A 26101-nucleotide genomic window follows, 5' to 3' on the forward strand; every position below is an offset into this window, starting at 1 on the left:
TGGTGCTGCCTGAGGCTCCCGCCGTGAACGTGATGCTGGTCGTGGTGGCACCGGCCGTGATGCTTCCATTCGTGATGGTCCAGGCATAGGTGCTACCTGCCTGAGCCGGAATTGACGCGGTGTAACCGGCCTGGCTGGCAGTCACATTGGCTGGGGCCGTGACCACCGGAGTCGCCGGCGCGGCCACGATGGTGCTGGTGGCTGTTCCCGCAGTGGAGGCCGTGCCGGCCGCGTTGGTGACGATGCAGGACGGGATGGTGCTGCCTGAGGCTCCCGCCGTGAACGTGATGCTGGTCGTGGTGGCACCGGCCGTGATGCTTCCATTCGTGATGGTCCAGGCATAGGTGCTACCCGCCTGAGCCGGGACCGACGCGGTGTAACCGGCCTGGCTGGCAGTCACATTGGCTGGGGCCGTGACCACCGGAGTCGCCGGCGCGGCCACCACGGTCACGGTCACTGGCAGAGTGACGGCGGCGCCCGTTGCGTTGGTCACGGTCAGGGTGAAAATCGTTGTGGTCGCCAAATTGCCCGTGGGCACGGCAACACCGCTGGTCACGGCACCGATGCCGTGGTCCACGGTGCCCGTTCCGCCCGTGAACACGGCCGTCAAGGTCGTGCCGGTTCCCGTGGTCGCGGGACTCTTGGCCGCGACGAAGCTGGCGATGACAGGAGCCGCGATCACAGTGAGCGTGGCCCCACTGCTGTTGAGCGTTCCAACGGCGTTGGTCAAGGCACAACGATACTGGGTACCGGTGTCGCTCAAGGCGGTGGCGGCTGTCGTGTAGCTGGCGCTCGTGGCGCCCGTGCCACCGGACACGTTCGCCCAGGTGGTTCCGTTCGTGCTGGATTGCCATTGGTAGGTAGCGACCGGGCTGGCATCCGGTACCACGGTAAAGGTGGCCGTAGCACCGGCCGTCACACTTGCGTTGGCGGGTTGGGTGGTGATGGCGAGCCACCGTACGGTCAGTGTGGCGGCTGTGCTGGTGGCATCCGGACTAACTGCGTTGGTGGCCACCGCACGAAACTGGGCGGCATTGTCCGCCTTGACCGTGGCGGCGGTGGTATAGGTCGCGCCGGTGGCACCGGGGATCGCTGTCCAGGTGGTGCCACCGTTGTTGCTGCGCTGCCAAGTGAAGGTGGGCGCAGGCGTGCCACTGGCTGCAACCGTGAAGATGGCAGTACTGCCCGCGTTCACGGTCTGGCTCACTGGCTGGGTGGTGATCAGGGGAGCAGTGTTCGGGGTGGTAGTTCCGCCTCCACCTCCGCAGGCCATGGTCAGGATGAGTGCCGCCTGGGCCAGAAACAGCCCCGCGGAACGCCAGGAGAATGGTGATGAACCACTCTTGGTGGATAGTGGTGGCCTCTGCGCTGCCATGCACATAACCGGCTCCTGGTTTGTTGAATACAGTGAATTCCGGCTGGGTCCTCGTCAAGGAATGTTAATAAAATTAATGATTTATCGACCATGTAAACAATTCATACCCCTGAAGTTTTTTTCATGTAGCTGTACCCAAAATGATCTCAAATTAATAGTTGAGCCTTAACCGTAGAGCCTGAATCAACAACCATTGAGGTTGATATTCAGGATCCTGAATGGCTGTACCGAAGGGAAGTTCGTGGATCTTTGCAAGACTTCCTGACTGAAGATCCATATGGATCCAGCGAGAAGTCCCATGCCCTGCTTAGGTTTGACGGGAATGCGAGTGCTTGGATTCTGGCTACAGGGCGGGGTTGAAGCGGAGACCCGGAAGCCCCTATCCCCCTGCGAGGATCCGGTCACGAAAAGGTGGCGTGTGGTGGGGCCTGGCCTCACCCCACAAAGCGCTCCGGTTTGCACTGTGCGACGACCGCCAGGATGTCACCGTGTCACACACACCGAATCCAAACGGGCTCAAGACCCCGAACTGTTGTACTTGTTCTTCTGGTTTCGCGACCTGCCCGAACCCGATGACACTCCTGGCCGGAAAACCAGGTGGCCTGGTTTGGGAAATCACAGATCAGCAGGAAAGGCCGCTTCGAGAGGTTCCGAAGCCTTGGCCCACGGCTCACTGAGGTGCAAGGCAAGAGCCAAGAGGGCCGGCACCAGGATCAAGACACAGACACCGGCCCAACCTCCTGCCATCCATGCAGGCCTTGCCAGAGCCGCTCCCAGGGCTTGGCCCACGAAGAAGGAGCTGGTGAACAGGCCATTGATGCGGCCGCGCGCTTCGGGTCGGACCATGTTGACCGCACGACGGCCCAGAGCCTGGTCAGCGATGACACCGGTGTCTAGAAACATGGCCGCAACGGCCATCAGCCCAAGCGGGATCCACCACGTCCCAATTGACCCCACATAGGTGTTCGTTGAGGTTCCTGCGTATGCGGCCAGGATGGCTCCCGCCACCACGGCCGAGTGGGCCCATATCGTGGCGGATCTCGTGAATCCGCGGTCGCCTGCCTGGCCGGCAACTGGGGCAATGATGGCGCTGCCGACGGCAACGAAGGCGAATATCGCGATGCCCCGAGGACCCAGCGTAAACGGCGGCTGGACCAATCGCCACGGGATGGAAGTCCAAAAGGCGCCGAAGGAAACCATGATGGTGGCCTGATAACAGGCGCGTCGCCTCAGGATGGGCACACGAGTGAGCAGGGGCCCTAGCGATTTCAGGGACTCCAGATAGGGCAGAACTGCGGTGGGTTGGACAGCCGGCAGCATCCGAAACAGCGCCAACAGCAGGGCAGCCGAAAAAATGGCCAGGGTCAGGTACACGTTCCGCCAGCTCGAGGCCGCAGCAAGGAGCACTCCAGCAGGCCGGCACAGCAGGCCCCCGACCATGACACCACTCATCACGGTGCCCACGACCTTTCCTCGCTCCGATTCGTCGCAAAGGGTCGCCACCATGACGACGGCCATCTGTAAGGTGCAGGAGGTCACTCCAACAAGGAAGATGGCACAAAGGAAGGTTGCGGCCCCACGGGCATACGAGGCTCCTAGAAGGGCTAGGACCGAGGTAGCCAGGGTCCCCAGCATCAGCCTTCGGTTCTCCAGCCGATCAGTCAGCGGCAGCAGAAAGACCAGGCCGGTTGCGTACCCGAGCATGGTCAGTGTGGACACCAGGCCCGCCCATCGCGTCGGCATGCCGATTGATGCACTGATCTCTGCCACGATCGGCTGAGAGGCGAAGAGATTCGAAACGATGACGCCGGCCGACACCGCCAGCAGGAATAGAAGACCAGGTGTTATTTCATTCTTTTTTATTGATTTTGAAAGGCTTGAAACGTTTGCCGAAAGAGTCTGCATCACTCCACTCCTAGGCCAAGGGTTGCCTTGGAGGTTCAGCTTAAAAATTCGTTTGTCATGCGTCTATTGAATAATTAGAATAATACATATGAGGATTACGCATGAATACCCGAGACCTTGAAGCCTTTGTCGCGGTGGTCGAATCCGGTTCAGTCGTGGCGGCATCCACGCGCCTGAACCTTACTCAGCCAGGTGTGACCCGCCGAATTCAAAGTCTCGAGCAGCTCCTGGATGTTCAGCTTCTGGAGCGCCTGTCGAAGCCACTGCGGCCGACCGAAGCTGGGCGCCGAGTCTACGAACTCAGCCGGAGGGTGCTTCGCTCGATCGAAGACCTGCGCGCGTCCGTCGTCCAATCGAATGCCTTGACTGGTGAGTTGAGGCTGGGCATTTCTCAATTCGTCGCCGAGACCGCGCTTGCCGGGCCTCTCGATGAGTTGCGGACCGCCTTCCCCCTACTGACCGTGCATGCCACTTCCGCGTGGTCACCCGAGCTTGTGGAACAGGTCCGTCGCAGCCAATTGGACGCCGCGGTGGTGTATTTGCCACATGATGAGAAGCTCCCGATTGGCCTTCATTCAGAATCCGTGGGGGAGCAGGCGGTCGCGGTCGTGGCCCCGCTGGACAGCCCTTTGCCCGACCGGGTGCCGTTGAAGCAGCTGCGCGACATGCCTTGGGTGCTGAATCAGGAAGGATGCGGCGTCCGCAGGATGATCAGGCGAGCGCTTGAGCGGGCCGGACTTCCATTCGAGATCTCAGTCGAAGCCAGGAGTGAGGATCTCCAGCTTTCCCTCATATCCCGCAAAGTCGGGCTTGGCATCGTGCCCCTGCGTATCGCGCAGGCGTCACCGTGGCGGGATCTGGTGCGGGTGATTGACGTGCCTGAGCTGAAGAAGGCGATCGGTATTTCGGTTGTTTACACGTCACCTGAAGGCTGGCTCTCACTCCCGATCAGGCACTTTCGCGATTCGCTGGTGGCTGCCTACGCGAAACCGATCGAGGTGGGGGGCCCAAATACCTGACGTTGCTCCAACGGGTCAGCCAAGGCTCGAGGCCGGGCCACCCACGGCTCCTCCGACGACAGCCGCCTGAGCACGCGGCAGGCCTCCTCCTGACCTGCGCGCAGTCCCGGAAGCAGGCGTATGAGCCATTTTCGAGCTGTAGGCGACTTCGCCCAGTTGCCTCGCCCGGGCCTCGACACGTGGGTTCCATGCGGACAATCAGCTCTTCGAGATGGTCTAGCAGCTATTTCAAAAGTGGAACTTTTTCATAGACCAAACAACTGGAGACTTGGGAGGTGACCTGGTGGTCCAACTTCCCAAGGATGTTTATGCGCAACATTCCGCCTACCACTTTTGTGGACACCACCCAGATCGGTTGGATTCCACTCTCCAAGGGGTTGTCCTTCAAACCTATTTATATATTCCCGGACCTCAGTGGTTGGCAGCTCCTGCTTCGGCTGGAACCTGGAACGGTCATTTCCCGCCACCGCCACACCGGAGAGGTCCACGCATTCAACCTTTCTGGCACCAGGCGGCTGGATACCGGCGAGATCGTAGGTCCCGGCATGTACGTTCACGAACCTGCGGGGAATGAGGATAGTTGGGAGGCCATCGGCGATGAACCCTGCATTGTTCACATCGAAGTGAACGGCCGGAATGAATACCGGGATGTGAAGGGGAATCTGATCCGAGTCGCGGATGCGCTTGGTGCTCGCCAGGATTATCTGAATTGGTGCCGCACCGAGGGCGTGGAGCCGCTACCAGCCCTCGCGGGGGAAGCGTGAGCCAGGGTAACCAAACAAGAGCAACCGGCCTGGGCTTGTCGGATGCATTGAACCGGTCCATTGAATTTATCCCTCCCATCGGGGCGCTCGTTTATCCATACGTACTCGTGGGATTCCACACGTCCTTGGAACACAGAGGAGGTGGATTCGGCTTGGTCCCAGCCGCCTTACTATTGCTGGCCTTCCTCATGCCTGTCGCAGCTCTGCTCGCCGCCATGCACCTCGGAGGAATTCAGGCACCCAATTTGGCCGAACTGAGGGCCCGCAGAGTGGCCCTGCTTGCAGTCGCCTCGCCCGCCATTTTCACCCTGACCAGTGTCGCCCTCTACATGGTCGGCTGCCCCCAAATCTGCAACTGGCTATTGAGCCTCATGTGGGCCGGCTTCGCTTTCCTGATCGCCTTGAGCGATCGGACGCAACCCGTGACCTTGCTCTCTGCGCGCCCACGCATCAAGCTGCGAAAGTTCCACGGATATACAGCCCTTGGAATCCTCCTGGTTTTTCTGGGAAGTCATCTGGCCAACCATCTCCTCGGTCTGATCGGACCAGAGGCTCACGCTGCGATGATGCGGTCCCTGCGCCATATTTACCGATCATCGGTGGTAGAACCGCTCCTTATGATTGGTTTTTTCGCCCAGATTGCCACGGGAGCCATTCTTGGATGGCAATACACGAAATGCGCCACCGGCCGGTTTCGGACCTTCCAGCTCGCATCGGGAATCTATCTCATCTTCTTCATCATCAGCCACAGCAACGCTGTCTTCATCCTGGCTCGCAGAATCCTCAACATTGACTCCGGCTGGGGGTTCGCCACCGGAGCCCCTTCGGGGCTGATTCATGATGCGTGGAACATCCGTCTGGTCCCACTTTATTGGCTGGCAGTATTCTTCGTCCTTTCTCATTTGAGCAGCGGCCTTCGGGCCATCATGCTTGCCCATGGAGCACGGAGGGAATTGGCGAATGGCGTGGTGGTCTGGGGGGCCGTAGCCTCAGCCCTTATCGCTACCGCCATTCTGCTTGGCATGTGCGGCCTGCGACTCCAGTTCCTTTGAGGGGGCCGCTCTTGGTTCCTTTGACCTCGATTGTTGGCTTCTCCCGCAGGCGGGGCCGAGGTCAGCTCAACTCGGGCTTCGTCCGGCAACAGAGGCTGGTTAGGAGGATCGACATCCATGCATCTGGTTAGCGGGCTTTCTCTCGAGGAAGCCGGTCACGTTTGTATGCACCATTGCAGGGCCATGTGCTGCCGTGGTCCCCAGTGCCTTCGACTGACCTCTGCAGAAGTTGCGGCGCTTAGGAACCAAGCCGTCCATCTCGGCGTGGCGATCCACATCATCGAATCCCCTGATGGTGCCGGAATAGTCCGGTTTCTCGACCACCCCGGTGAACACTGCCCAATGTTGGATCATTCCACATCCGCGTGTCGAATCTACTCAAGCCGACCCTCGCCCTGTCGCGAATTCCCCGAGAAACTGCGGCCGGGTTGCGCAATCTCAGGCGGGTAAGTGTGGATCCGCATCCCATGCCTGCCTAACCTCCCGCTCAGCTCGGACCCGGCCTGCATGGCCCTGGCGCTTGATTCGGCTGAAGCCTTGATTGGCCTTAGCTATGCCCGAATCCGTGAGGGAAATCGCCATGAAATGAAGCAGCTCTTTACAGATAAGAAATTATCGGATGTCACATCTGCCAGCACGCCCTTCAATCCCTGGAATTCCCTCCAATGTTGCCTTCCAGGCAGACTTTCCTTGGGCCACATAGACCATCTGGAATCATGGAGCAGATATTGAGAACTTTACTTATTCTATTGCTGCCAATCCTGCTCGTGGCGGCCCCGCCTTCCAAGGCCGTTCACGAGCATTATGAGCAAAGCCTAGCGCCTCGGTTGATTCCACTTCTTTCTGAAATCATCCGATTCCCTACCGTCGCAGGCGCCGCAAAGGCCTGGGAAGATCAGAAGACCTGGATCATGAGGCAAGCCAAGGACCTGGGCTTCTCAACGCGGGATGCGGGCAAGATTTTGGAAGTGGACCTCCCATCCTCGACGGCAGAGCCAGGCATGGCTCCCGTCATCGGGCTCCTCGTTCATGGGGATGTGCAACCGGTTGGTACCAACTGGACCATTCCACCCTTCGAAGGTGTTGTTAAAGACGGCATGGTGCTAGGCCGAGGTGCCGCCGATGACAAGGGGCCTCTGATCCAGGCTCTTCTCGCCATGAAGGCGCTTAAGGAGGCGGGGCCGATTCGTACGAGCACCATCCGGCTTCTCATCGGCAGCGATGAAGAGAGTGCCAATACAGACATTACCGACTACCTGAAGTTGAACCAACCGCCCTCATACAGCCTGGTGCTCGATTCCAATTTCCCGGTGGTCGTTGGCGAAAAAGCGTGGAATGAGATCAGGGTCGGGTCCACTCGAATCACGGTTCCGACGAAAGAGAAACCGTGGACGATCGAGGATCTGGAGGCGGGTCTTTCACCGAGCATTGTCCCGGATAGGGCGACCATTCGGCTGGGTTGTCCGGAAGGAGAAGGGCCCCTCATGGATCTTCGGCGCCGGTTGGAAAAGGTCAGATTGGATCCTGGTTGCCGGGTGACGTTCGAAATGGGGTCCGATCCCGTGAAGGCTGGGGCCTTCCTCAACATAACGGTCACCGGTAAGGCCGCTCATGGAGGCATGAACCTCGAGGGTGGACGGAATGCCCTAGTGGCGCTGGCAAGGCTGTTGGCTGAGGAACTGCCTCCAGGTGGTCCGGATGACCTGCTCGCTTTCGCGCGGGTTGCGGGAAGCGACCTATACGGAACCGGCCTAGGCCTTGTGGAAGCAGATCCGCTATGGGGGCGTTGTGCGGTGAATGTTGCCACCCTGAAGCCAGATAGGAAGGGCTGCCCCACGCTGACCATTAATATTCGTGTGACTCCAAAGCTGTTTGGTCCTGCCCTCGAGGCACATCTGCGACAAGTAGTCGCAGATTTTGCGGCACCCCGGAAGGCCTCATTCACGGTGGGAGGTTCTTATGGTGATGTTCCGCTTGCCTTCGATCCCCAGGCGCCGTTAATTAAGAGACTTATGGCCAGCTACACCCGAATCACAGGAAGGTCGCAGAAACCCGCCATTTCCGGTGGGGGAACCTATGCAAAGCGTATGCCTCACGCCATCGCATTCGGCATGTGGTTTCCAGGGACCCCGTACCCTGGGCATGACGTGGACGAGCAAATATCCGTGGCTGACCTGCACCTAGGCACTCACGTGCTCATCGAGGCCTTGTTCGACCTCGCATGTGGGGTTCCGCTTAAGAATGCTTTCAACGAGGGCTCGCCTCATGTCCGACCCGATTCTCCTCGATCTTCCTTCACACATTGAGACACCCCGTCTCCTGCTCCGGGTTCCGCAAGCCGGAGATGGCCCGGCGCACCTTGATGCCGTGTCTGAATCATTGCCCGAATTGAAGCTGTTTCTTTCATTTTTGCCCTGGGTCGCAAACGAGCCCACACCCGAGTCCTGCGAGGCACGCTGCCGTACGGATCAGGCCAATTTTCTTGCACGAAAAAACTTGGTATTCCTGATGTTCGAGAAAAGCTCAGGACAGCTGCTTGGTTCAGTTGGCCTGTATCGAACCAACTGGGAAACGCCGAAAACGGAGGTGGGCTATTGGTGCCGAACTTCACGATGCGGCCATGGGTTTGCCCGTGAGGCGGTGGCTGCGCTTACCGACTACGCTTTTTCTCATATCCATGCAGTGCGCGTTGAACTCATCACAGACTCAGAAAACTCGGCGTCGCGGCGGGTTGCTGAACGTTGCGGCTTTTCGCTTGAGGGTATTCTTCACAACGAGTTTCGTGCGCCAAACAACTCGCTCCGGCATACGTGTGTCTATGCGCGTGTGCCGAGTGCGCCCTGACCTCTGGGCTCGCCCCGCACCCTTCTAGCTCCGGCCTCTCTCATCTGTTGGCTGCCCCGTATTCCATCAAGTCCCATCCCTTGGCCAGGTGTTGTTGAGGTTTTATTTAATTATCGATTCGAGTGAGGTTGGATCTTGATGCTTCTCCTCCCTGCACCCCATTTCCTCATACCGAGCATGGCTCAAGCGTCTCGAATCTCGGCGGAGGAAGTATTGACCAAAGCCAAAGCCGCCATGGGTGGGAACGCCTGGAACAGCGTGATCCACCTTGAACGCAGGGGCCGATTGAAGACTGGTGGATTAACTGGCACTTTGCACGAATGGGAGAGCCTTCTGGATGGACGATCCACCAGCCAATATGACCTCGGGGTGACCAAGGGGGCCCAAGGATTCGACGGGAAATGCCAATGGTTCCAGGACGCGACTGGTGACCTCAGGACGGAACCTGCGGAGGCTCCAGGAAATCAGGCCTACATGACTTCCCGGGCGTATTGGTTTCCAGAGCGAGGCCAAGGGCAAATCGCTTATAAGGAACTATATGAGGGCCGTTACCATGTAATCACCCTCAAGCCAGACGGCCTGGATGCTATCGAACTTTGGATCGATGGCCGCAACTGGCTGCCCGACCGTGTGGTGACAAATCCAGGCCCTGCCTCCGAGACGACGTTCTTCCAAGACTATCGAAACGTTTCGGGAATGATGATGCCATTCCGTCTATATACGCCAAAGCCGGATCCAGGGCAGGAAACGGTGATCGAGTACACATCGATTTCCGTGAATCCCAAGCTCGCGAAGGGGGTTTTCTCCCGCCCCGTGCCCAATCTTCTGGATTCGGGTGTTGAAGGAGGAGGAACCTCCACATCTGTGCCTCTCGAATACCTGGCCGATCACCTCCTCATCATGGCGACGCTGAACGGCAAGGGCCCCTTCCGATTCTTCCTGGATACCGGTGGGGTGAATGTTCTGAGCCCTGGCACCCTTAAAGCTCTTGGGCTACACGCAGCCGGCGCAGTTGAGGGAACTGGAGCCGGAGAAAAGGCAGAATCGTTTGGATTGACCCATGTTTCCCGTGTTCAGGTCGGTGCTGCCTGGATGAAGGACCAGAGTTTCTATGTGGTCCCCAGTTTAGAGAACATTAATAAGGTCATGGGCGTGGAGGTCGCCGGCATTCTTGGGTACGAGCTCCTTCGACGCTTTGTGGCACGGATAAATTATCTTCCTGGACGTCTGACACTGACGATTCCAACCGGATGGACCTACCAAGGGCCTGGGGTGGGTGTGCCATTCACATTCAACGGGCATCACCCGCGCGTGAAGGGCGAACTCGATGGGATACCCGGACTCTTTGACATCGATACCGGCTCCGGAGCCACGCTCGACGTTTACACCGCTTTCGCCAGCACACATGGGCTGAAAGAACGAGCAAGCCGGAGCATCACACTCATGGCCGCCAGCATGGGCGTTGGGGGTAAGGTCACGAGTCATATGATCCGCGCCAAGGAATTGAAGCTGGGTGGAGTCCGCATGAAGGCTCCAATCGTCGGCCTCTCCACCAGCACGGCAGGTCTATTTGCCGACGCGAAGGCGGCGGGTAACGTGGGACAGGGTTTCCTTCGCCGCTTTGATCTGACGTTCGACTATGGAAATCAGATGATCTATTTCGAGCCGAACAAAAACGGCGAAAGGCCCGATCGGTGGAATCTGACCGGATTGATTCCTGACCCATTGGATTTGGGCCGTATCGCCGAGGTCATTCCGGATTCCCCAGCCTGGGAGGCAGGCATCAGGAAAGGTGATCGCATCCTGATGATCGATGGCAAGCCCATGGATCGCTGGACCCTCATCACGCTCCGGAATCATTTCGCCGAACGTGTTCCCGGCGATCACCTCTCAATCACCGTGAAATCGGGCAACCAGGATCGCCGCCTCAGTTTGCTACTCCGAGACCTTTTATAGATCGGAAGGACATCTCCCCGCATCGGCCGCCGAGTCGTCAGGCGCCTCCCGGGATTCCTTCGCTTCCGGCCAGGAGGTCCGCCCACTCGGCCTTCTTGGCCTTCAGCGATTCCTTGAGGATCAGGGGGCTCATCTCTTCTTCGAGGACTTCGAGGATGACGTACTCGAAGGCGGCTTCGCCGTGCTGGTTCCAGGCCGCCTGCAGCCCGCGATCGAGGTGGCGGCCTTCATTCAGCTGATGCCACAGTCCGTTCCGGGTGGTGTCGAGGTTCGGATTCGCGCCGGCCCACGCGCGACCCGACGCCAGGTGGCGCACCGCATAGATGCCGGGCCGCGGCTTCCGCTCCTTGTAGGCCCGAAGCGCCGCTTTCCGATCGAAAGAACCGTCCATGTCCTGCCCTCCCGTCTCCCAGGTCCGCGCCCTCAGGGCTCGGACACGAATGCCGCCTGCGCGAGCTTCCGGGCATGCTCCCGGATGTCCTCCGGCCATGGCTGGATGTGCGTCTCGAAGGCCGTCGCATTCCCGGCGTAGAGCGCGCGCAGGGCTTCCTCGTACCCGGGGGCATCGCCGGCCATGGCCGCCATGAAGCGGTAGGCGCGCTCCTGGGCCAAGCGTCGGCGCTCGCTGGCCGTCCCCGTCCGGCGGGCCTCTTCCACGAGCTTGCGCAGGGCCACCGAAGCCCCGCCGGGCTGGGCGCTGAGCCACTCCCAATGCCGCGGGAGGAGGGTGACCTCCCTTGGCACGACGCCAAGCCTGGGCCTGCCCCTTCCCCGCGGCTTCTCCGGCTGCTCCTGCGGGATGCCGAGGCGGGCGACCACGTCCTCGGGCGTCCCGCGCAGGTCGAGGTCGATGACGCGGCCCGTTTCATCGTCGAACACCAATACACTTTGCCCCAGGCCCTCCGCCCGACCCCCAACCTGACCTTCTGCCTGACCCTCTGCCTGGCCGCCATCCACGCGGGCCTTCACGGCCACGGCCACCTGTCCGAGCGGGCCAGAGGCGAGGCGGCGCGGGCCGTCGAAGGCGGTGCAGGGCGCCATCGTGCGATCGAGCATGGGTGGTTCCCTTTCCCTCGCTGTCTATTATTACCCGTATTAAAATCACTCGACAATAACATCCGTATAAAATTAATCTCACCGGTTTTTGCCAGATCACCCCAAGAGTGGCCGCAAAAAAGACGGCTCCCCTCGAAACTCACCATGGCGTTCGCCGGGTGACTCGGACACAATCCTTGCCGCCATGGACGCCATGACCTTGCATGTTCCGGGATTCGGCCCGCTCCTGCTGGAGGGAGAGGACGGCCGGACCTGGCATTTCGGCCGCTCGCACCAGAACGAGGTCGTGATCGCCGATGGGGCCCTGAGCCGGCGCCACGCCCGGGTCGTGATGCACCGGGGCATCCCCTTCCTCGAAGATCTGGACAGCCGCAACGGCACCTTCATCAACGGCGAGCGGGTCCACGCCCCCCGTCCCCTGCGCGGCGGGGACGAGGTGCACCTCGGCTCCGTCCACATCCGGGTGACCGGCGGAACCCTCGGTCCCGAGGTCCGGTTCCGCGACGAGAGCGGATCCTCCCCCCAGTCGAGCGTGGTCCTTCCCATCGACGAGGCCTGGAGGACCTGGCTGCCCTCGGGCGCGCCAGACCGCATGGGGGCGGTGATCCGGGACCTCCAGGACCTCAGCCTGGAGCTCATCAAGGACGTGCCGCCCGGGACGCTGCTCGACCACGTGCTGGATCACCTCTGGAACCAGCTCCATCCCTGGCGGGCGGCGATCCTCCTCTCGGGCCCCGGCGGGAATCTTAAGCCCGTGGCTTCCCGCGCCAGCGAAGGACACGCCACCATCAGCCTCTCCACGCATCTGGTGGAGTCCGCCCTGGCACGGCGGCAGGCCGTGCTCTTCCGTGATGTCGAGGCGGGCACCGGGAGTCCTTCCCTGCTCCTCAGCGGCATCTCCACGGCCATCGTGGCGCCCCTGGAATTCGAAGGCGCCATCCTCGGCCTGCTCTACCTGGATGCCAAGGCCCCGCGCGCCCCCTTCACCGAGCAGGACCTGGGCCTCGCCAGCACCTTCGCCCACCTGGCCTCGGCGAAGCTGGAGCAGGTCCGCATGCAGGAGGAGGCCCAGAGACGGCGCTCCCTGGACCAGGAGCTGGACCTGGCCAGGCACATCCAGCAGGGCCTCCTTCCGGGCCTGCCTCCGGAGATCCCGGGCTACGAGCTCCATGGCAACAACCTGCCCAGCCGCCAGGTGAGCGGCGACCTCTTCGGATGGTGGCTGCGGGAGGATGGCCGCTGGCTCCTGGCCCTGGCCGACGTCAGTGGGAAGGGCCTGGGGCCGGGGCTCCTCATGGCGAGCCTCTCCGCGTTCCTCGAAGCCTTCGGCGAGCGGGACATCGCACCGGACGACCTCGCCTTCCACCTCTCTCGCGCCCTGGCCCGGCACACGGACGGGAAACGGTTCGTGACGGCCTTCCTGCTGCTCTTCGAGCCCGCCACGGGCGAGGTGACCTTCACGAACGCGGGTCACAACCCGGGCTATCTGGTGAGCGCCGACGGGACTTTCCGGGCGCTGGAATCCCAGGGGCTGCCCCTGGCCATGCTGCCGGGGCAGCCGTACGGCTCCGGCTCCTTCCGCCTGGAGCCCGGCGATCTCCTGGCCCTCTACACCGACGGCATCACGGAAACCGCGGCGCCGGACGGCGAGGAGTACGGCGAGGATCGCCTCCAGGCCTTCCTGCGGAGGAGCCAAGCCCTCGGGCTCGACGCCATCGACGCGGGCCTCATGGCGGACCTGGAAGCCCACGCGAAGGGGGGCCCATTCACGGACGACCGCACCATCCTCCTGCTGCGGCGGGCCGCTAGCTCTTCTGGATGAAGGGCCGGAACAGCTCGCTGGGCAGGGGGATGAAGCTGGTGGTGTTGTGCTCGCTGGAGATCTCCACCATGGTCTGGAGGAAGCGCAGCTGGAGCGAGATGGGCTGCTCCGCCATCATGGCGGCGGCCTGCACCATCTTCTCCGCGGCCTGGAACTCGCCCTCGGCGTTGACGACCTTGGCGCGCCGCTCCCGTTCGGCTTCGGCCTGCTTGGCCATGGCGCGCTTCATCCCATCGGGCAGCACCACGTCGCGCACCTCCACGGTGCTCACCTTCACGCCCCAGGGCGCGGTCTGGCGGTCGATGATCTCCTGCAGCTGGACATTGATCTTTTCGCGATGGGCCAGGAGCTCGTCCAGCTCGGATTGGCCGAGCACTTTGCGCAAGGTGGTCTGGGCGATCAGGGAGGAGGCCTTGAGGAAGTTCTCCACCTTGACCACCGCCGACTCCGGATCCACCACCCGGAAATAGACCACGGCATCAACCGTCGCGGGGACGTTGTCGCGGGTCATGACCTCCTGCTTGGGCACGTCGATGGTCACCACGCGCAGGTCCATGCGCACCATGCGGTCGATGAAGGGGATGAGGAAGATCAGGCCCGGCCCCTTGGCGCCCCTGAGCTTGCCCCAGCGGAAGATCACGCCCCGCTCGTACTCGCGCAGGATTCGGGCGGCCTGGGGCAGGACGATCAATCCCAACGCCACCAGCACGACGATCCAGGGTCCCAGGTACATCACGTAGGCGTTCATGGCCGCTCCTCCTCGGAAGTCCCCGCGGGTTTCACCGTCAGGGTCAGGCCGTTCAGCGCCACGATCTCCACGATCTGCCCCGCCGCGATGGGCACGGCACTGACGGCATCCCAGTATTCGCCTTCGAGGAACACCTTCCCCCTGGAGGCGTCGATCGGTTCCACGGCCGCGACGGCCCGGCCCAGCATCGTCTGGGCGCCGGCCCTGGCCGGGAGCCGCTGGGCGCGGATGCCCGCGCCGGCCACGAAGATGAAGAACAGGGCCGTCACGGCGGTGGCCGGCACCAGCCACATCAGCGAGAGCCGCAGGAAGGGCTCGCTCCGATCGAACAGCATGAACAGCCCGAGGAAGAACGCGATCACCCCGCCCCCTGTGAGCACCCCGTGGGTCGGCGCGAAGGCGTCGATGGTGAACAGCACGAGGGCCACCGCGATCAGCGCCAGCCCCGTGATGTTCAGCGGCAGCACCGAGGACAGGTACAGCAGCAGGAGCAGGGCGATCACACCGACCACGCCCGGCAGGATCGCGCCGGGGCTGGTCAGCTCGCCGATGATGCCGTACACCACGACCAGCATCAGGATCAGCATCACCTGGGGATGCGCGAGGCCCTGGAAGGCCCTCTCCCGCAGCGACAGGGGAATCTCGACGACGGTCGCCCCGGCCGTCTCCAGTCGCCGGGTCCCGGCCTGCCGGCCATCCAGCCGCCGCAGCAGGTCGGGCAGATCGTCCGCGAGGAGGTCCACCACGTTCAGTTCCAGGGCCTTGTCCGCCGTGATGGAGGCGCTCTCGCGCACCGAGGCCCGAGCCCACTCCACATTGCGGTGCCGCTTGCCCGCGATGGCCTCGAGGTAGCTGGCCGCGAAGTTCTCCAGTTTCTGCTTCATCACCTCGTCCTGCTTCTCGCCGCCGCCGATCCCCACGGGATGGGCCGCCCCGATGCTGGTGGAGGGCGCCATGGCCGCCACGTCGGCGGCCATGGTGATGAAGCAGCCCGCGCTGCCGGCCCAGGCCCCCTGGGGGGAGACGTAGACGACGGTGGGCACCGGCGAGCGCAGGAAGCTCTGGATGATCTCCTTCGTGGAATCCAGGAGCCCGCCCGGCGTATCGAGCTGGATGACCAGGCACTGGGCCTTCTGGCCCGCGGCCTCCCCGATGGCCCGCGCGACGTAGGTCGCCGTGGCCGGCCCGATGGTGCCCTGGACCCGGGCCACGCAGACCCGCCGATCCAGCGTCTCGGGAGCCCGCAGCAGCGAGGCGGTCGGGACAGCGAGCGCCAAGACGATCAGCCCGCGGAACCAATCCGCCAAGTACGCCGGGAACCCTATCCTTCCGCGACCAGTTCGCACAGCGACCTCGCGGGAACACACCAAGTTTAATCCCCCGTGTCCAGCCGGCCTCATACTCGTCCCATGTTCGTGGCGGTGGGTCGGATTCCTGGAACTCCCGAGGCCGTGGCCCGGGCGGCGCGGCTGGCGGGCCTCGCCCTGCCGGATGCGGCGCGGATGCTGGCAGGCACCCTGCCCCGGATCCTCGTCCGGGCCACGCCGGACGGCGAAGGCCTGGTGGCGGCCCTGACGGCGGAGGGCTTCCTCGCCTGGGCGGCCGAACCCTCCGCCGTTCCCACGGATGGAACCCGCGTGGTGGTGCGGAGCCTGGACTGGGAGCCGGGAGGCTTCCGGGCCGTGGACGCGAAGGGCCAGATCCACCCATGCCCCCTGGGCGCCGTCCGCCTCCTGCAGCGGGGGGCCCGGACCCAGAGCACCACCGAGATCCTCAAGACCAAGGAGACCCGCTTCGATCTGGGGAAGGCCGTCCTCAGCGGAGGGCTCCTGCTGACCAAAAAGGTGGAGAAGGTGGAGGCGCGCACCACCCACGCCAAGGAGCCCTTCCTCCTGGTCCAGCGCGGGGATGGCCGCCCGGACCTGATGGTCTATGAACACGCCATGGACTACCGCTGCCTCGGCGCGGACATGCGCCCCGCGACCCTGGCCAACCTCGCCCTGCTGACCACCCGGTTCCAGTCCATCTGCCCGCAAGCGCCCCTCGATGACCGGGTGGGCCGCCCCGGTTTCGTGGCTGGGCTGCCCCACCTTCCCCTGGACCCGGTGGACCTGGCCCTGGACCTCGTGTCCGAGGCTCGGCGGAGGGGCTGCTGAGTGCGCTACGACGAGCCCCTCTTCCGCCCGCCCAGCGAAGCGGAGTCGTTCATCCTCCAGGCGACCCTGGGGTGCTCATGGAATGCCTGCACCTACTGCGCCATGTACCGGGGGAAGCGGTACCGGGAGCGGCCCCTGGAGGACGTGCTGGCCGACATCGCCGAGGCCGGGGCCCGCTTCGCGGACGACGTGCGGCATGTCTTCGTGGCCGACGGAGATCCTCTGGCCATGGACACGGACCACTGGGAGCCCATCCTCCGGGGCCTGGCCGTGGCCTTCCCCCGGCTGCGGCGGGTCAGCACCTACGCCACCGCGCGCAACCTCCTGGAGAAGTCCGCCGGAGAGCTGAGCCGCCTCCGGAAGCTGGGGCTCTCGCTCCTCTACATCGGCCCCGAATCGGGAGATGACGAGACCCTCCGGCGCCTCGCCAAGGGGGCCACGGCAGCCGAACATGCCGAAGCGGCCCTGAAGGCCCGTGAGGCCGGGATGGAGCAGTCGTTGATGTTCCTGCTTGGCGCGGGCGGACGGGAGCGCAGCGAGGCCCATGCCCGCGCCTCGGGGCGGCTGGCGACGGCCATGGATCCCCGGTTCCTCTCCACGCTGACCCTGACGGTGGTCCCCCGCACGCCTTTGGCGGCACTGGAGGACCAGGGGCGCTTCGAACTCCCCGACCTGCGGGGGCTCCTGATGGAACTGCGCTGGTTCCTGGAGGGTGCCCATCCCGGCAACGCCATCTTCCGGTCCAACCACGCCTCGAACTACCTGCCCGTGGGCGGAAGGCTGCCCCGGGACCGGGAGGCCATGCTCGCCCTCCTCGACGCGGCCCTTGAAGGCAAGGTGCCCCTGCGGCCCGAGTGGGCGCGGGGGCTCTAGGCCCTCAGCGTCGCCGGGCGGCGGGACAGCCGCCGGAGCTGCAGTGGGAACAGGCGTTTCCCGCCTTCAGGTCCTGGTAGGCGCCCCGCAGGAAGTAGAAGGCCGACCAGCTGACGGCGGAGGCGACGAGGACGATCTGGAGGTTCATGGGCACCTCACGCGAAGCCGAGGGCGCGGCCGGCGGCCACGGTGACCCAGGCCAGGCCCCAGCCCAGGACCAGGCCGTAGGCGATGGTGAAGCCCGCCCAGCCCCAGCTGCCCGCCTCGCGGCGGATCATGGCGACGGTGCCCAGGCAGGGCGTGTAGATGAGCGTGAACACCATGAAGGCCAGGGCCGTGAGGGGGCTCAGGCCCGAGTTGTCGCGCAGGGACACCTGGAGCGGGCTGAGGCGCTCGCCCGGCTTGGGCTCGTCGCTGGCCTGGTGGATGACCGCCATGGTGGAGACCACGATCTCCTTAGCGACGAAGCCGGCGGTGAGGGCGATGACATCCTTCCAGGCCTCGGCGCGCTTGTGGTCCGGATCGAGGATGGGCCGGAGGAGGGGGGAGGCCTTCTGGCCCAGCCGCGCGGCCAGGCTCGTGTTCACGATGCGGCTCTCGTGGGCGAGTTGGAGGGCCCTGAGGCGGTCCTCCTCCTCGGCCCCGGGCAGCTTCAGGGCGGCCACGGCCTGCCGCTGCTCCTGGTACTGGGCCGTCCACTCCTGGTTGGCGATGCCGGGATAGCGCGAGAGGAACCAGATCAGCGTGGCGCCCGCGAAGATGGTCGTGCCGGCGCGGGTGAGGAAGACCGAGCCCTTCTCCCACATGTGGATGAGCGTGGCCTTCAGGACCGGCAGCCGGTAGGGCGGCAGCTCCATCACGAAGGGCGAGCTGGGACCGGCGAACAGCGCGCTGCGCAGGACGCGGCCCATGAGGACGGCCAGGCCCAGGCCCAGGAAGTGCATGGCGATGATGGCCAGGGCCGCCTTGAAGGGCGTGAAGAAGGTGCCGGCGATGACGATGTAGACCTGGAGGCGCGCGGAGCAGCTCACCAGGGGCGTGACGAGGATGGTGATGAGGCGGTCCTGCCGGCTCTCGATGGTGCGGGCGGCCTGGATGGCCGGCACGTTGCAGCCGCTGCCCATGATGAGGGGGATGAAGCTCTTCCCGTGGAGGCCCATGACATGCATGAGGCGGTCCATGATGAAGGCCGCCCGGGCCATGTAGCCCGTGTCCTCCAGGAAGGCGATGCAGCCCATGAGGATCATGATCACGGGCACGAAGACGATCACCGCGCTCACGCCGGGGATCACGCCGTCCACCAGGAGGCTGGTCAGCTCGCCGGCGGGCAGGTGGGCTCCCGCGAAGTCCGACAGCGCCTTGAAGCCCTCGGCGATCCAGTCCTGGGGGATCTTCCCGAGGATGAAGGACACCGAGTACACCAGGGCCAGGATGCCCACGAAGATGGGGATGCCCAGCCACCGGTGGGTGAGCACCGCGTCGAGCCTGGCGGTGGGGGTGCGGCCCTCGTCCGGCGCCGTGGCCACCTCCTTCACCAGGCCGTGAGCGAAGCCATAGCGGCGCTCGGCGATCAGCGTCGCGCCATCGGCGCCCAGGTGGGGTTCCAGGAAGGCGAAGCTCTTCGTGAGCTGCTGGCTGATGGCTTCGCTGGCGTGGCTCTCCGCCACGCGCCGCTTGGCCTCGGCATTGTTCTCCAGCAGCTGCAGGGCCAGCCAGCGGGGCGGCATGGTCGCCTCGAGCTTCTCATCGCGGCAGATCTCCGTCTCGAGCTTGGCCAGCTCGCCCTCGATGTCGTGGCCATAGTCCACGGTGATGCGGCGGCAGCGGGTGGACTCTCCGCGGGCCAGGACCGCCAGGAGGGCCTTGAGCTCGGGAATGCCCTGGGCCCGGTTGCCCACAGTGGGGATGACCGGGCCGCCCAGCAGGGTCTCCAGGGCCGCCACGTCGATGTGGACACCCCGGTTTTCGGCGTCATCCACCATGTTGAGGACGAAGGCCACGGGCTTGCCCAGCTCCAGCAGCTGGGTGCTGAGGTAGAGGTTGCGCTCCAGGTTGGAGGCGTCCAGCACGTTCAGGACCAGGTCCACCTCCGGGGAGGCCAGAAACTGGGCGGCGACCCGCTCATCCTCGCTGCGGGCTGCCAGGGAGTAGGTTCCGGGGAGGTCCACCACCTCCAGGGACAGGCCATCCTGCTCGAAAGCACCGCTGCGTCGTTCCACCGTAACGCCGGGCCAGTTGCCCACGTGGTGGCGGGCCCCGGTGAGGGCGTTGAACAGCGTCGTCTTGCCGCAGTTGGGATTGCCCGCCAGGGCGATGGTGAGGGACATCAGGCCACCCGGTGGACGAGGATGCAGGCGCTCTCGTCCCGCCGCAGCGACAAGTGGTAGCCCTTGATCACGAGTTCCATGGGATCCCCCAGGGGGGCCAGCTTCTCCACCCGCAGGCGCGCGCCCCGGATGAAGCCCATCTCCAGCAGGCGCTGGCGGATCTGACCCTGCGCCTGGACCTGGATCACCTCCCCCTGGTCCCCCGGTTGGAGGTCGCTCAGCGGGATTGATGGATTCTGAGTCATAATCTCAACTCCAAACCATAGTCTAACTCCCCATTAGGGTGCTACAAGGTCCAAGTCAAAGGATGTGATCTCCGTCTAAACTGGATCCGATGCCCACAACCAGCCCCCTGACCCTGCCCAACGCACTGACCCTGCTGCGGATCCTGGCCATCCCCTTTTTCGCCATCGCAGTCTGGTACGGACATCACTGGCAGGCCTTCATCATCTTCGGGGCCGCGGGGCTCACGGACCTGCTGGATGGGCTCATCGCCCGGGTCTTCGACCAGGGGTCGGACCTGGGCGCCGTGCTGGATCCGGCTGCCGACAAGCTGCTCATGACCACGGCCTTCGTGCTCCTGGCCTGGCGCACCCAGGGCATGACCGCCCCCATCCCGGTGTGGGTGGCCATGCTCGCCATCACGCGGGACCTGGTGATCTCCTTCTATGCCTTTGCCTCCGTGGACCGGCTCAGCGACAGCAAGTTCCACCCCAGCCTCCTGGGCAAGGTGAGCACGGCGGCGCAGCTCGTGGCCGTCTCCCTGGGCCTGCTGTTCAATGCCCTGGGCTACCGGCGCTGGATGGACCCCTTCCTGCCGGAGATGTACTGGGTGGTGGCGGCGCTGGTGCTGGCCTCGGGCATCCACTACTTCGTGCGGGCCACCCGGACACCGGCCGCGGGATGACGGAGCGGGGCCGGATACCCCTCCGCTTCGCCCTGGCCGCGACGACCGCCCTGCTGGCCCTCTGGCTGCTGCGGCGGGCCCTGGCCCCCTTCTTCTTCGCCATGGTCCTGGCCTACCTGCTGGGCCCCCTGGTGGACCGCCTGGCAGGGCGACTGGGCCGGCCCTGGAGCGTGGTGGCGGTGCTCAGCGGCTTCGTGGTCGCGGTCGCTGGCCTCCTGACGATCCTGGTGCCCTGGCTGGTGGACCAGGGTGAACGCCTCGCCGCTTCCCTGCCGGGCTGGAAGCAGGCCCTGGAGGCGAGGCTGCTGCCCTGGTTCCAGGCCCACCCGGCCTGGCAGGCCCGCCTGGAGCGCGGCCTGGAGGGTCTGGACCCGGGTCTGCTGCTTCGCGGCCTCCACGCCACGGGTGGCGGTCTCCTGGGGTGCTTCCTCGACCTGCTGGCCCTCATCCTCGTGCCTCTGATCCTCTACTACCTGCTCCTGGAGGGCCCCCGGCTCGTGGCCAGCCTCCGGAGCCTGGCGCCCCCGCGGCACCGGGAGCGCATGGACCGCATGGCCGGAGCCATCCACCAGCGCCTGGGAGGCTACATCCGCGGCCAGGCCGCCGTGGCCGCCGCCATGGCCCTGCTCCAGGGGCTGGCCTTCACGATCCTCGGCGTGCCCTACGCCTGGCTGCTGGGCCTGGTGGCCGGCGTGTCCAACGTCGTGCCGTACTCCCCCTACCTGACCGCCCTGCCGCCGGCCCTGGTGCTGGCCTATCTGGACGGGGGGCGCACGGGGCATCTCGTGACCCTGGCCCTCGTGTTCATCGCCGTGCAGAAAGCCGAGGCCTTCTACTTCACGCCCGTCTGGGTGGGGCGCGCCAGCCGCCTGCATCCCCTGGAGGTGCTGCTGGCCCTCACGGCCTTCGGCTTCTGGTTCGGCGTGCTGGGACTCATCTTCGCGGTGCCGCTGGCGGTGGTGCTGAAAGTGGCGGCCGAGGAGCTGCTGGCGGACTACCGGGCCCATCCCTGGTTCGGCGAGGAAGCCTGATAGACTGGATCTTCCGCGTCGGGAGACGCCGAAGGAGCCGCCATGAGAAAGCCCGCCCCGAAGGGGCCCCGCACCGCGCCCGCCACCCGCAAGCCCGCCGCCGCCCGGCCGGCCACAGGCTCGGCCCGGCCAACAGCATCAGCCCGACCAGCTACAGGCTCGGCCCGGTCATCCTCGGCCTCCCGCCCCTCCTCGATCTCCCGCCCGTCCTCGGGTCCTGCCACCCGCTCGGCTTCTGGCGCTCCCACGCGGCGGCCGGTCATCGACAAGACCCGGCCCGCGGCCAAGCAGGCCCCGCGCAAGGCCGCGACGCCCCGCCCCGGCGGAACCTCGCCTCGCCCTCCGCAGGCCGGCCAGGAGCGCCTCCAGAAGATCCTCGCCGCCGCCGGCATCGACAGCCGCCGGGCCTGCGAGCAGATCATCCTCGACGGCCGCGTGCAGGTGAACGGGAAGACCGTCGCCGAGCTGGGCGCCCGCGCCGATCCGCGTCGGGACGAGATCACCGTGGACCTGATCCCCATCCACAAAGAGGCCCCGGTCTACATCCTCATGAACAAGCCCAAGGGCTACGTCACCACCGTCAAGGACGATCAGGGCCGGCCCACCGTGATGGCCCTGCTCAAGGGCGTGCCCGGCCGCCTCTACCCGGTGGGGCGCCTCGACTTCAACTCCGAGGGCCTGCTGCTCATGACCAACGACGGCGCCCTGGCCCAGGTGCTCATGGGGCCCGAGCACGAGATCCCCAAGGTCTACCTGGTGAAGGTCCACCGCACCCCGAAGCCCGAGCTGCTGAAGGAATTCGAGGCCGGCTTTCTGCTCAGCGGTCGGCGCCTGAAGCCCTGCCACATCGAGATCGCCGAGAAGGGCGACAACCCCTGGCTGAAGGTGACCCTCACCGAGGGCAAAAATCAGCAGATCCGCCGCATGTTCGCCGCCGTGGGGCATCCCGTGAGCAAGCTGCGCCGCGTGCAGTTCGGCCCCCTGTCCGACCCGCTGCTGAAGCCGGGGGCCTGGCGCTTCCTGCACCCCCAGGAGATTGCGGCGATCAAGAGCCTATAGAGCTACAGCAGCGACGAGATCGCCCCGCCATCCACCGCCAGGGTGCTGCCGGTGATGTAGGAGGCTCCGGGTCCCGAGAGGAAGGCCACGGCCTCGCCGAATTCCCTCGGCTCGCCGTAGCGCCCCACCGGAATGCGGGCCCCCTGCTCCGCCCGGATGTCCTCCATGGTCCGGCCGCTGGCCTTCGCGGCTTCACCGTCCAGGAAGCGGACGCGGTCCGTGAAGATGCGCCCCGGAGCCACGCAGTTCACGGTGATGCCGTCCTTCGCCACCTGCCCGGCGAGGGTCTTGGCCATGGCGGTCACCGCGGCCCGCAGCGAGTTGGAGAGCACCAGCGCGGGGATGGGCTGCTTGACGGCGCTGGAGGTGATGAAGAGGATGCGGCCCCAGCCCCGTTCCTTCATGCCGGGCACCACCGCCCGCGCCAGGCGCACGGCGGGCATGAGGAGGCTGTCGAAGGCCCCCTGCCAGGCGGCGTCGTCGAAGGCCATGAAAGGCCCCGGTTGCGGCCCGCCCGTGTTGGAGACCAGCACGTCCACGTGGGCGTAGGCGGTCAGGGTGGCTTCCACCAGCCGCTGGACATCCTCGGCGCGGCCCAGGTCCGCCACCACCGGCAGGACCGCCCGCCCCGTGGCCCGGCGGATCTCCTCCGCCGCCTTCTCCACCGCCGCCTGTTCCCGGCCGCAGATGGCCAGGTCACAGCCGGCCCGCGCAAGGGCCTCGGCCGAGGCCCGGCCCAGGCCCTTGCTGGCCGCCGTCACGAGCGCCACCTTGCCTTCCAGTTCCTGCCCCATGGGTGCCCTCCTGCGGGGCATTGTGGCATCCGGAGGCGGGGAGAGGTCAGCGAATCAGGCCAGGTGCAGGCTCCGCACAGCCAGGAGGATCTCCCGCAGGAAAAACACCAGGGCCGCCACGAAGGCCGCCATGGCCAGGATGAAGAGCAGGGCCACGGGCACGGCCACGCTGGCCTTCAGCACGGCCCCCAGGAACACGGTGGCGATGCTGACGCAGACCAGCAGCGCCGCGGTGGTGCCGGAGGTGATGGCCAGGTTGATGAACCGCCTGCGATGCGCCAGGGTGTGCATCTCGTCGTGGATGGCCGGGTGCCGGCGTTCCGGCGCCTGCTCCAGTAGATCCTTCAGGGCCCGGGCCCGGTCCACGATGCGCGCCAGCCGGGTGGACAGCACCCCGAGGATCGTCCCGATGGACGTGAGCAGGAAGACCGGCGCCACCGACAGCTGGATGACGTGGGAGATATCGGTGATGGTCTGGGCGGAGACGGGGGGCGCGGGAACGGGCATGGCTCTATAGCTATCAGCTGTCAGCTGTCAGCTGTCAGAAAAAAATGCCGCGCCCCTCTTGAGCCGAAAGCTGAGAGCCGATAGCTGACAGCTCCTACAGCGCCTCTTCCTCGAAATCCAGCATGTGCCCGCTCTTGCGGGCCTTGGTCTTGAGGTAGCGCAGGTTGTGGGGGTTGGAGGCCAGCTGGTGGCGCTCCCGCTCGACTTCGATGCCTGCGGATTCCAGGGCCCCGATCTTGCGGGGGTTGTTGGTCAGCAGCTTGACCTTGGTGATGCCGAAGAAGTTGAGCATCTCCACAGCGCAGTCGTAGGTGCGCAGATCGTCCGGGAAGCCCAGGGAGTGGTTGGCCTCCACCGTGTCGAGGCCCTGCTCCTGGAGGGCGTAGGCCTTGAGCTTGTTCAGGAGGCCGATGCCGCGGCCCTCCTGGCGGAGGTAGAGCACCATGCCGCCGTGTTCGGCCACGTGGCGGAGCCCCTCCTCCAGCTGCTGGCGGCAGTCGCACCGGAGGCTGCCCAGCACGTCGCCGGTCCAGCACTCGGAGTGGATGCGCACGGGAATGCGGCGACGGGCGTCGATCTCGCCGGCCACGATGGCCAGGTGCTCCTTGCCCGTGGCATGCTCCAGGAAGCCGTAGACCGTGAACTTGCCGAAGATGGACGGCACATTGGCCTTGGCGATGAAGGGGACCTTCTCCGCCTGGAGCTTGCAGAACAGTTCGAGTTTCGGGGCGCTGCTGGGATCTTTGGGCGACATGGGGGTCCGGGAGAAAGTGCGGCTGATCCATTGGATGCCGCCCGGGAGGAAAATGAAGTCTGGGGCCTGTACTTTTTCGGGGCAACCGGTTCCCGGCCCGTCCTGCACTAGACCATATCGCGGTCCATCTGGGCCAGCACCGCCGTCTCCACCTGGGCGATGAAGGTCTCTAGGGGCATGGCCGCCTTGGCGCCGGAGGCCAGGCGGTGGCCCCCACCCCCGAACAGGCGGCAGACGGCGTTCACGTCCACCTTCTCGCGGGAACGGAGGCTCACCTTGGCGCGGCCGTCCGGGGCCTCGGAGAACAGGGCGGCCACCTCGACGCCCTTCAGCTTCCGGGGCTCCTCCACCAGCTCGTCCAGATCCTCGTGGGTGGCGCCGCAGGCAGCCAGGTCGGTCCTGGTCACGGCCACGTAGGCGAAGCGGCCCCTGTCCCGCAGTTGGAGCCCGCCTATGGCCCGGCCGAAGAGCTTGAGCTTGGCGGGGGTAGCGGTCTGGTAGAGGGCATTGTAGGTGCGCGCCGGGTGGACCCCCTGGGCGATGAGGTCGGCCGCCGCCTGGTGGATCTTGGGCGTGGTGTTGGAATGCCGGAAGTTGCCCGTGTCGCTCACCATGCCCGCGTAGAGGGCCTGGGCCATCACCGGGGGCAGGTCGCCGCCGATGCGGGGCCGCACCAGGTCGTAGACCAATTCCGTGCTGGCGCTGGCGGTGGGATCCGTGAACTCGTCGTCGAAGCCCTGGGGGGCATCCTTCAGGTGATGGTCCAGGCAGGCCCGTTCGGCCCTCGTGCCCTCGAAGGCGGCATAGAGCGCCCCCATGCGGTGGGGTTCCGACGCGTCGATGAGCAGCCAGGCATCCGGCCAGGCAGCCAGGTCCGCATGGGCGCCCGCCGGGTCGTAGGCCTCGATCCAGCCTTCGGGATCCAGGAACCGCAGATTCTCAGGCAGGACAGGCGCCACGACGATGCGCGCCTCCTTGCCCTGCCCTTTCAGATGCGCGGCCAGGGCCACGGCGGCACCCACGCCATCCCCATCCGGGTTCTCGTGGGTGGTGAGAAGGACCTTGGCGTGGCCTTCGAGAAAGTCGGCAAAGCGATCGAGCATGAATCCTGACCTCGGTAGTCAGGATATCAGAGGTGTTTCTTCTCCTTGG

26 protein-coding genes are annotated in these 26101 nt (G+C 65.0%); 13 read left to right on the forward strand and 13 right to left on the reverse strand.

Annotated features, from left to right (window positions below):
• Positions 1 to 1381: immunoglobulin domain-containing protein (locus tag MLE42_RS08710; protein ID WP_243287494.1), on the reverse strand; the 1381-nt coding region annotated here is incomplete at its 3' end.
• 609 nt (positions 1382 to 1990) lie between these two features.
• Positions 1991 to 3280 (reverse strand): MFS transporter, encoded by a 1290-nt coding sequence (locus tag MLE42_RS08715; protein WP_243287495.1) that lies wholly within the window; start codon positions 3278 to 3280, stop codon positions 1991 to 1993.
• A gap of 101 nt (positions 3281 to 3381) precedes the next feature.
• Here MLE42_RS08715 and MLE42_RS08720 point away from each other — a divergent pair, with 101 nt between their 5' ends.
• The 7 genes from MLE42_RS08720 to MLE42_RS08745 all read left to right on the forward strand — a co-directional run bounded on the left by MLE42_RS08720 (position 3382) and on the right by MLE42_RS08745 (position 10915).
• A complete protein-coding gene (locus tag MLE42_RS08720) occupies positions 3382 to 4299 on the forward strand; it encodes a LysR family transcriptional regulator (protein WP_243287496.1) in 918 nt (305 codons plus the stop codon).
• Positions 4300 to 4607: 308 nt separating this feature from the next.
• Positions 4608 to 5063 carry a cupin domain-containing protein gene (locus MLE42_RS08725; protein ID WP_243287497.1) on the forward strand — a complete coding sequence of 152 codons (456 nt, stop codon included), beginning with the start codon at positions 4608 to 4610 and terminating at the stop codon, positions 5061 to 5063.
• Positions 5064 to 5215: 152 nt separating this feature from the next.
• Entirely contained in the window at positions 5216 to 6115 is a 900-nt protein-coding gene (locus MLE42_RS08730; RefSeq protein ID WP_243287498.1) for a hypothetical protein, read from the forward strand.
• 165 nt (positions 6116 to 6280) lie between these two features.
• Entirely contained in the window at positions 6281 to 6565 is a 285-nt protein-coding gene (locus MLE42_RS16380; protein ID WP_420843089.1) for a YkgJ family cysteine cluster protein, read from the forward strand.
• Positions 6566 to 6831: 266 nt separating this feature from the next.
• Entirely contained in the window at positions 6832 to 8421 is a 1590-nt protein-coding gene (locus MLE42_RS08735) for a Sapep family Mn(2+)-dependent dipeptidase (protein WP_243287499.1), read from the forward strand.
• A complete protein-coding gene (locus MLE42_RS08740; RefSeq protein WP_243287500.1) occupies positions 8381 to 8959 on the forward strand; it encodes a GNAT family N-acetyltransferase in 579 nt (192 codons plus the stop codon). The genes MLE42_RS08735 and MLE42_RS08740 overlap by 41 nt, the downstream gene beginning before the upstream one ends.
• Before the next feature lie 213 nt (positions 8960 to 9172).
• Complete coding sequence (locus tag MLE42_RS08745; protein WP_243287501.1) at positions 9173 to 10915, forward strand: aspartyl protease family protein; 1743 nt, start codon at positions 9173 to 9175, stop codon at positions 10913 to 10915.
• Positions 10916 to 10952: 37 nt separating this feature from the next.
• On the opposite strand, the gene MLE42_RS08750 is transcribed toward MLE42_RS08745, so the two are convergent.
• Positions 10953 to 11306, reverse strand: a complete 354-nt coding sequence (locus MLE42_RS08750) for a GIY-YIG nuclease family protein (RefSeq protein WP_243287502.1) — start codon at positions 11304 to 11306, stop codon at positions 10953 to 10955.
• 32 nt (positions 11307 to 11338) lie between these two features.
• The gene (locus tag MLE42_RS08755; RefSeq protein ID WP_243287503.1) at positions 11339 to 11971 is read right to left on the reverse strand and encodes a DUF2239 family protein; all 633 of its coding nucleotides are present in this window, start codon (positions 11969 to 11971) and stop codon (positions 11339 to 11341) included.
• 193 nt (positions 11972 to 12164) lie between these two features.
• On the opposite strand from MLE42_RS08755, the gene MLE42_RS08760 reads away from it, so the two are divergent.
• Complete coding sequence (locus MLE42_RS08760) at positions 12165 to 13793, forward strand: SpoIIE family protein phosphatase (protein WP_243287504.1); 1629 nt, start codon at positions 12165 to 12167, stop codon at positions 13791 to 13793.
• On the opposite strand, the gene MLE42_RS08765 is transcribed toward MLE42_RS08760, so the two are convergent.
• Both MLE42_RS08765 and MLE42_RS08770 read right to left on the reverse strand, forming a co-directional pair.
• Positions 13777 to 14541: a slipin family protein gene (locus MLE42_RS08765; protein WP_243287505.1), complete on the reverse strand. Its 765-nt coding sequence runs from the start codon at positions 14539 to 14541 to the stop codon at positions 13777 to 13779. The genes MLE42_RS08760 and MLE42_RS08765 overlap by 17 nt on opposite strands.
• Positions 14538 to 15818, reverse strand: coding sequence for an NfeD family protein (locus MLE42_RS08770; protein WP_243287506.1), 1281 nt, complete (start codon positions 15816 to 15818; stop codon positions 14538 to 14540). Before MLE42_RS08770 ends, MLE42_RS08765 begins: the two co-directional genes overlap by 4 nt.
• A 105-nt stretch (positions 15819 to 15923) precedes the next feature.
• On the opposite strand from MLE42_RS08770, the gene MLE42_RS08775 reads away from it, so the two are divergent.
• Both MLE42_RS08775 and MLE42_RS08780 read left to right on the forward strand, forming a co-directional pair.
• The gene (locus MLE42_RS08775) at positions 15924 to 16697 is read left to right on the forward strand and encodes a hypothetical protein (RefSeq protein ID WP_243287834.1); all 774 of its coding nucleotides are present in this window, start codon (positions 15924 to 15926) and stop codon (positions 16695 to 16697) included.
• Positions 16698 to 17570, forward strand: a complete 873-nt coding sequence (locus MLE42_RS08780; RefSeq protein WP_243287507.1) for a radical SAM protein — start codon at positions 16698 to 16700, stop codon at positions 17568 to 17570.
• A gap of 4 nt (positions 17571 to 17574) precedes the next feature.
• Here MLE42_RS08780 and MLE42_RS08785 read toward each other — a convergent pair whose 3' ends face one another.
• The 3 genes from MLE42_RS08785 to MLE42_RS08795 are packed head-to-tail and all read right to left on the reverse strand — an operon-like array spanning position 17575 to position 20142.
• Positions 17575 to 17718: a hypothetical protein gene (locus MLE42_RS08785; protein ID WP_243287508.1), complete on the reverse strand. Its 144-nt coding sequence runs from the start codon at positions 17716 to 17718 to the stop codon at positions 17575 to 17577.
• Between the two features lie 7 nt (positions 17719 to 17725).
• Entirely contained in the window at positions 17726 to 19897 is a 2172-nt protein-coding gene (gene feoB / locus MLE42_RS08790) for a ferrous iron transport protein B (protein WP_243287509.1), read from the reverse strand.
• The gene (locus MLE42_RS08795) at positions 19897 to 20142 is read right to left on the reverse strand and encodes a FeoA family protein (RefSeq protein WP_243287510.1); all 246 of its coding nucleotides are present in this window, start codon (positions 20140 to 20142) and stop codon (positions 19897 to 19899) included. The genes feoB and MLE42_RS08795 overlap by 1 nt, the downstream gene beginning before the upstream one ends.
• 89 nt (positions 20143 to 20231) lie before the next feature.
• Between MLE42_RS08795 and pgsA the strand changes: the two genes are divergently transcribed.
• Genes pgsA through MLE42_RS08810 form a run of 3 tightly spaced genes read left to right on the forward strand, consistent with a single transcriptional unit; the run spans position 20232 to position 22894 of the window.
• A complete protein-coding gene (pgsA, locus tag MLE42_RS08800; RefSeq protein WP_243287511.1) occupies positions 20232 to 20804 on the forward strand; it encodes a CDP-diacylglycerol--glycerol-3-phosphate 3-phosphatidyltransferase in 573 nt (190 codons plus the stop codon).
• Entirely contained in the window at positions 20801 to 21835 is a 1035-nt protein-coding gene (locus MLE42_RS08805; RefSeq protein WP_243287512.1) for an AI-2E family transporter, read from the forward strand. The genes pgsA and MLE42_RS08805 overlap by 4 nt, the downstream gene beginning before the upstream one ends.
• A 42-nt stretch (positions 21836 to 21877) precedes the next feature.
• A complete protein-coding gene (locus MLE42_RS08810; protein WP_243287513.1) occupies positions 21878 to 22894 on the forward strand; it encodes a pseudouridine synthase in 1017 nt (338 codons plus the stop codon).
• 2 nt (positions 22895 to 22896) lie between these two features.
• Here MLE42_RS08810 and MLE42_RS08815 read toward each other — a convergent pair whose 3' ends face one another.
• The 4 genes from MLE42_RS08815 to MLE42_RS08830 form a co-directional block, all read right to left on the reverse strand.
• Entirely contained in the window at positions 22897 to 23688 is a 792-nt protein-coding gene (locus tag MLE42_RS08815; RefSeq protein WP_243287514.1) for an SDR family oxidoreductase, read from the reverse strand.
• 54 nt (positions 23689 to 23742) lie between these two features.
• Positions 23743 to 24195, reverse strand: coding sequence for a DUF2721 domain-containing protein (locus MLE42_RS08820; RefSeq protein ID WP_243287515.1), 453 nt, complete (start codon positions 24193 to 24195; stop codon positions 23743 to 23745).
• A 94-nt stretch (positions 24196 to 24289) separates the two neighbouring features.
• Entirely contained in the window at positions 24290 to 24949 is a 660-nt protein-coding gene (gene ribA, locus MLE42_RS08825) for a GTP cyclohydrolase II (RefSeq protein ID WP_243287516.1), read from the reverse strand.
• A gap of 107 nt (positions 24950 to 25056) precedes the next feature.
• The gene (locus MLE42_RS08830) at positions 25057 to 26052 is read right to left on the reverse strand and encodes a DHH family phosphoesterase (protein ID WP_243287517.1); all 996 of its coding nucleotides are present in this window, start codon (positions 26050 to 26052) and stop codon (positions 25057 to 25059) included.
• Positions 26053 to 26101 lie beyond the last annotated feature (49 nt).

The sequence above is a fragment of the Geothrix terrae genome (genome assembly GCF_022808775.1).
Classification (GTDB): Bacteria; Acidobacteriota; Holophagae; order Holophagales; family Holophagaceae; genus Geothrix; species Geothrix terrae.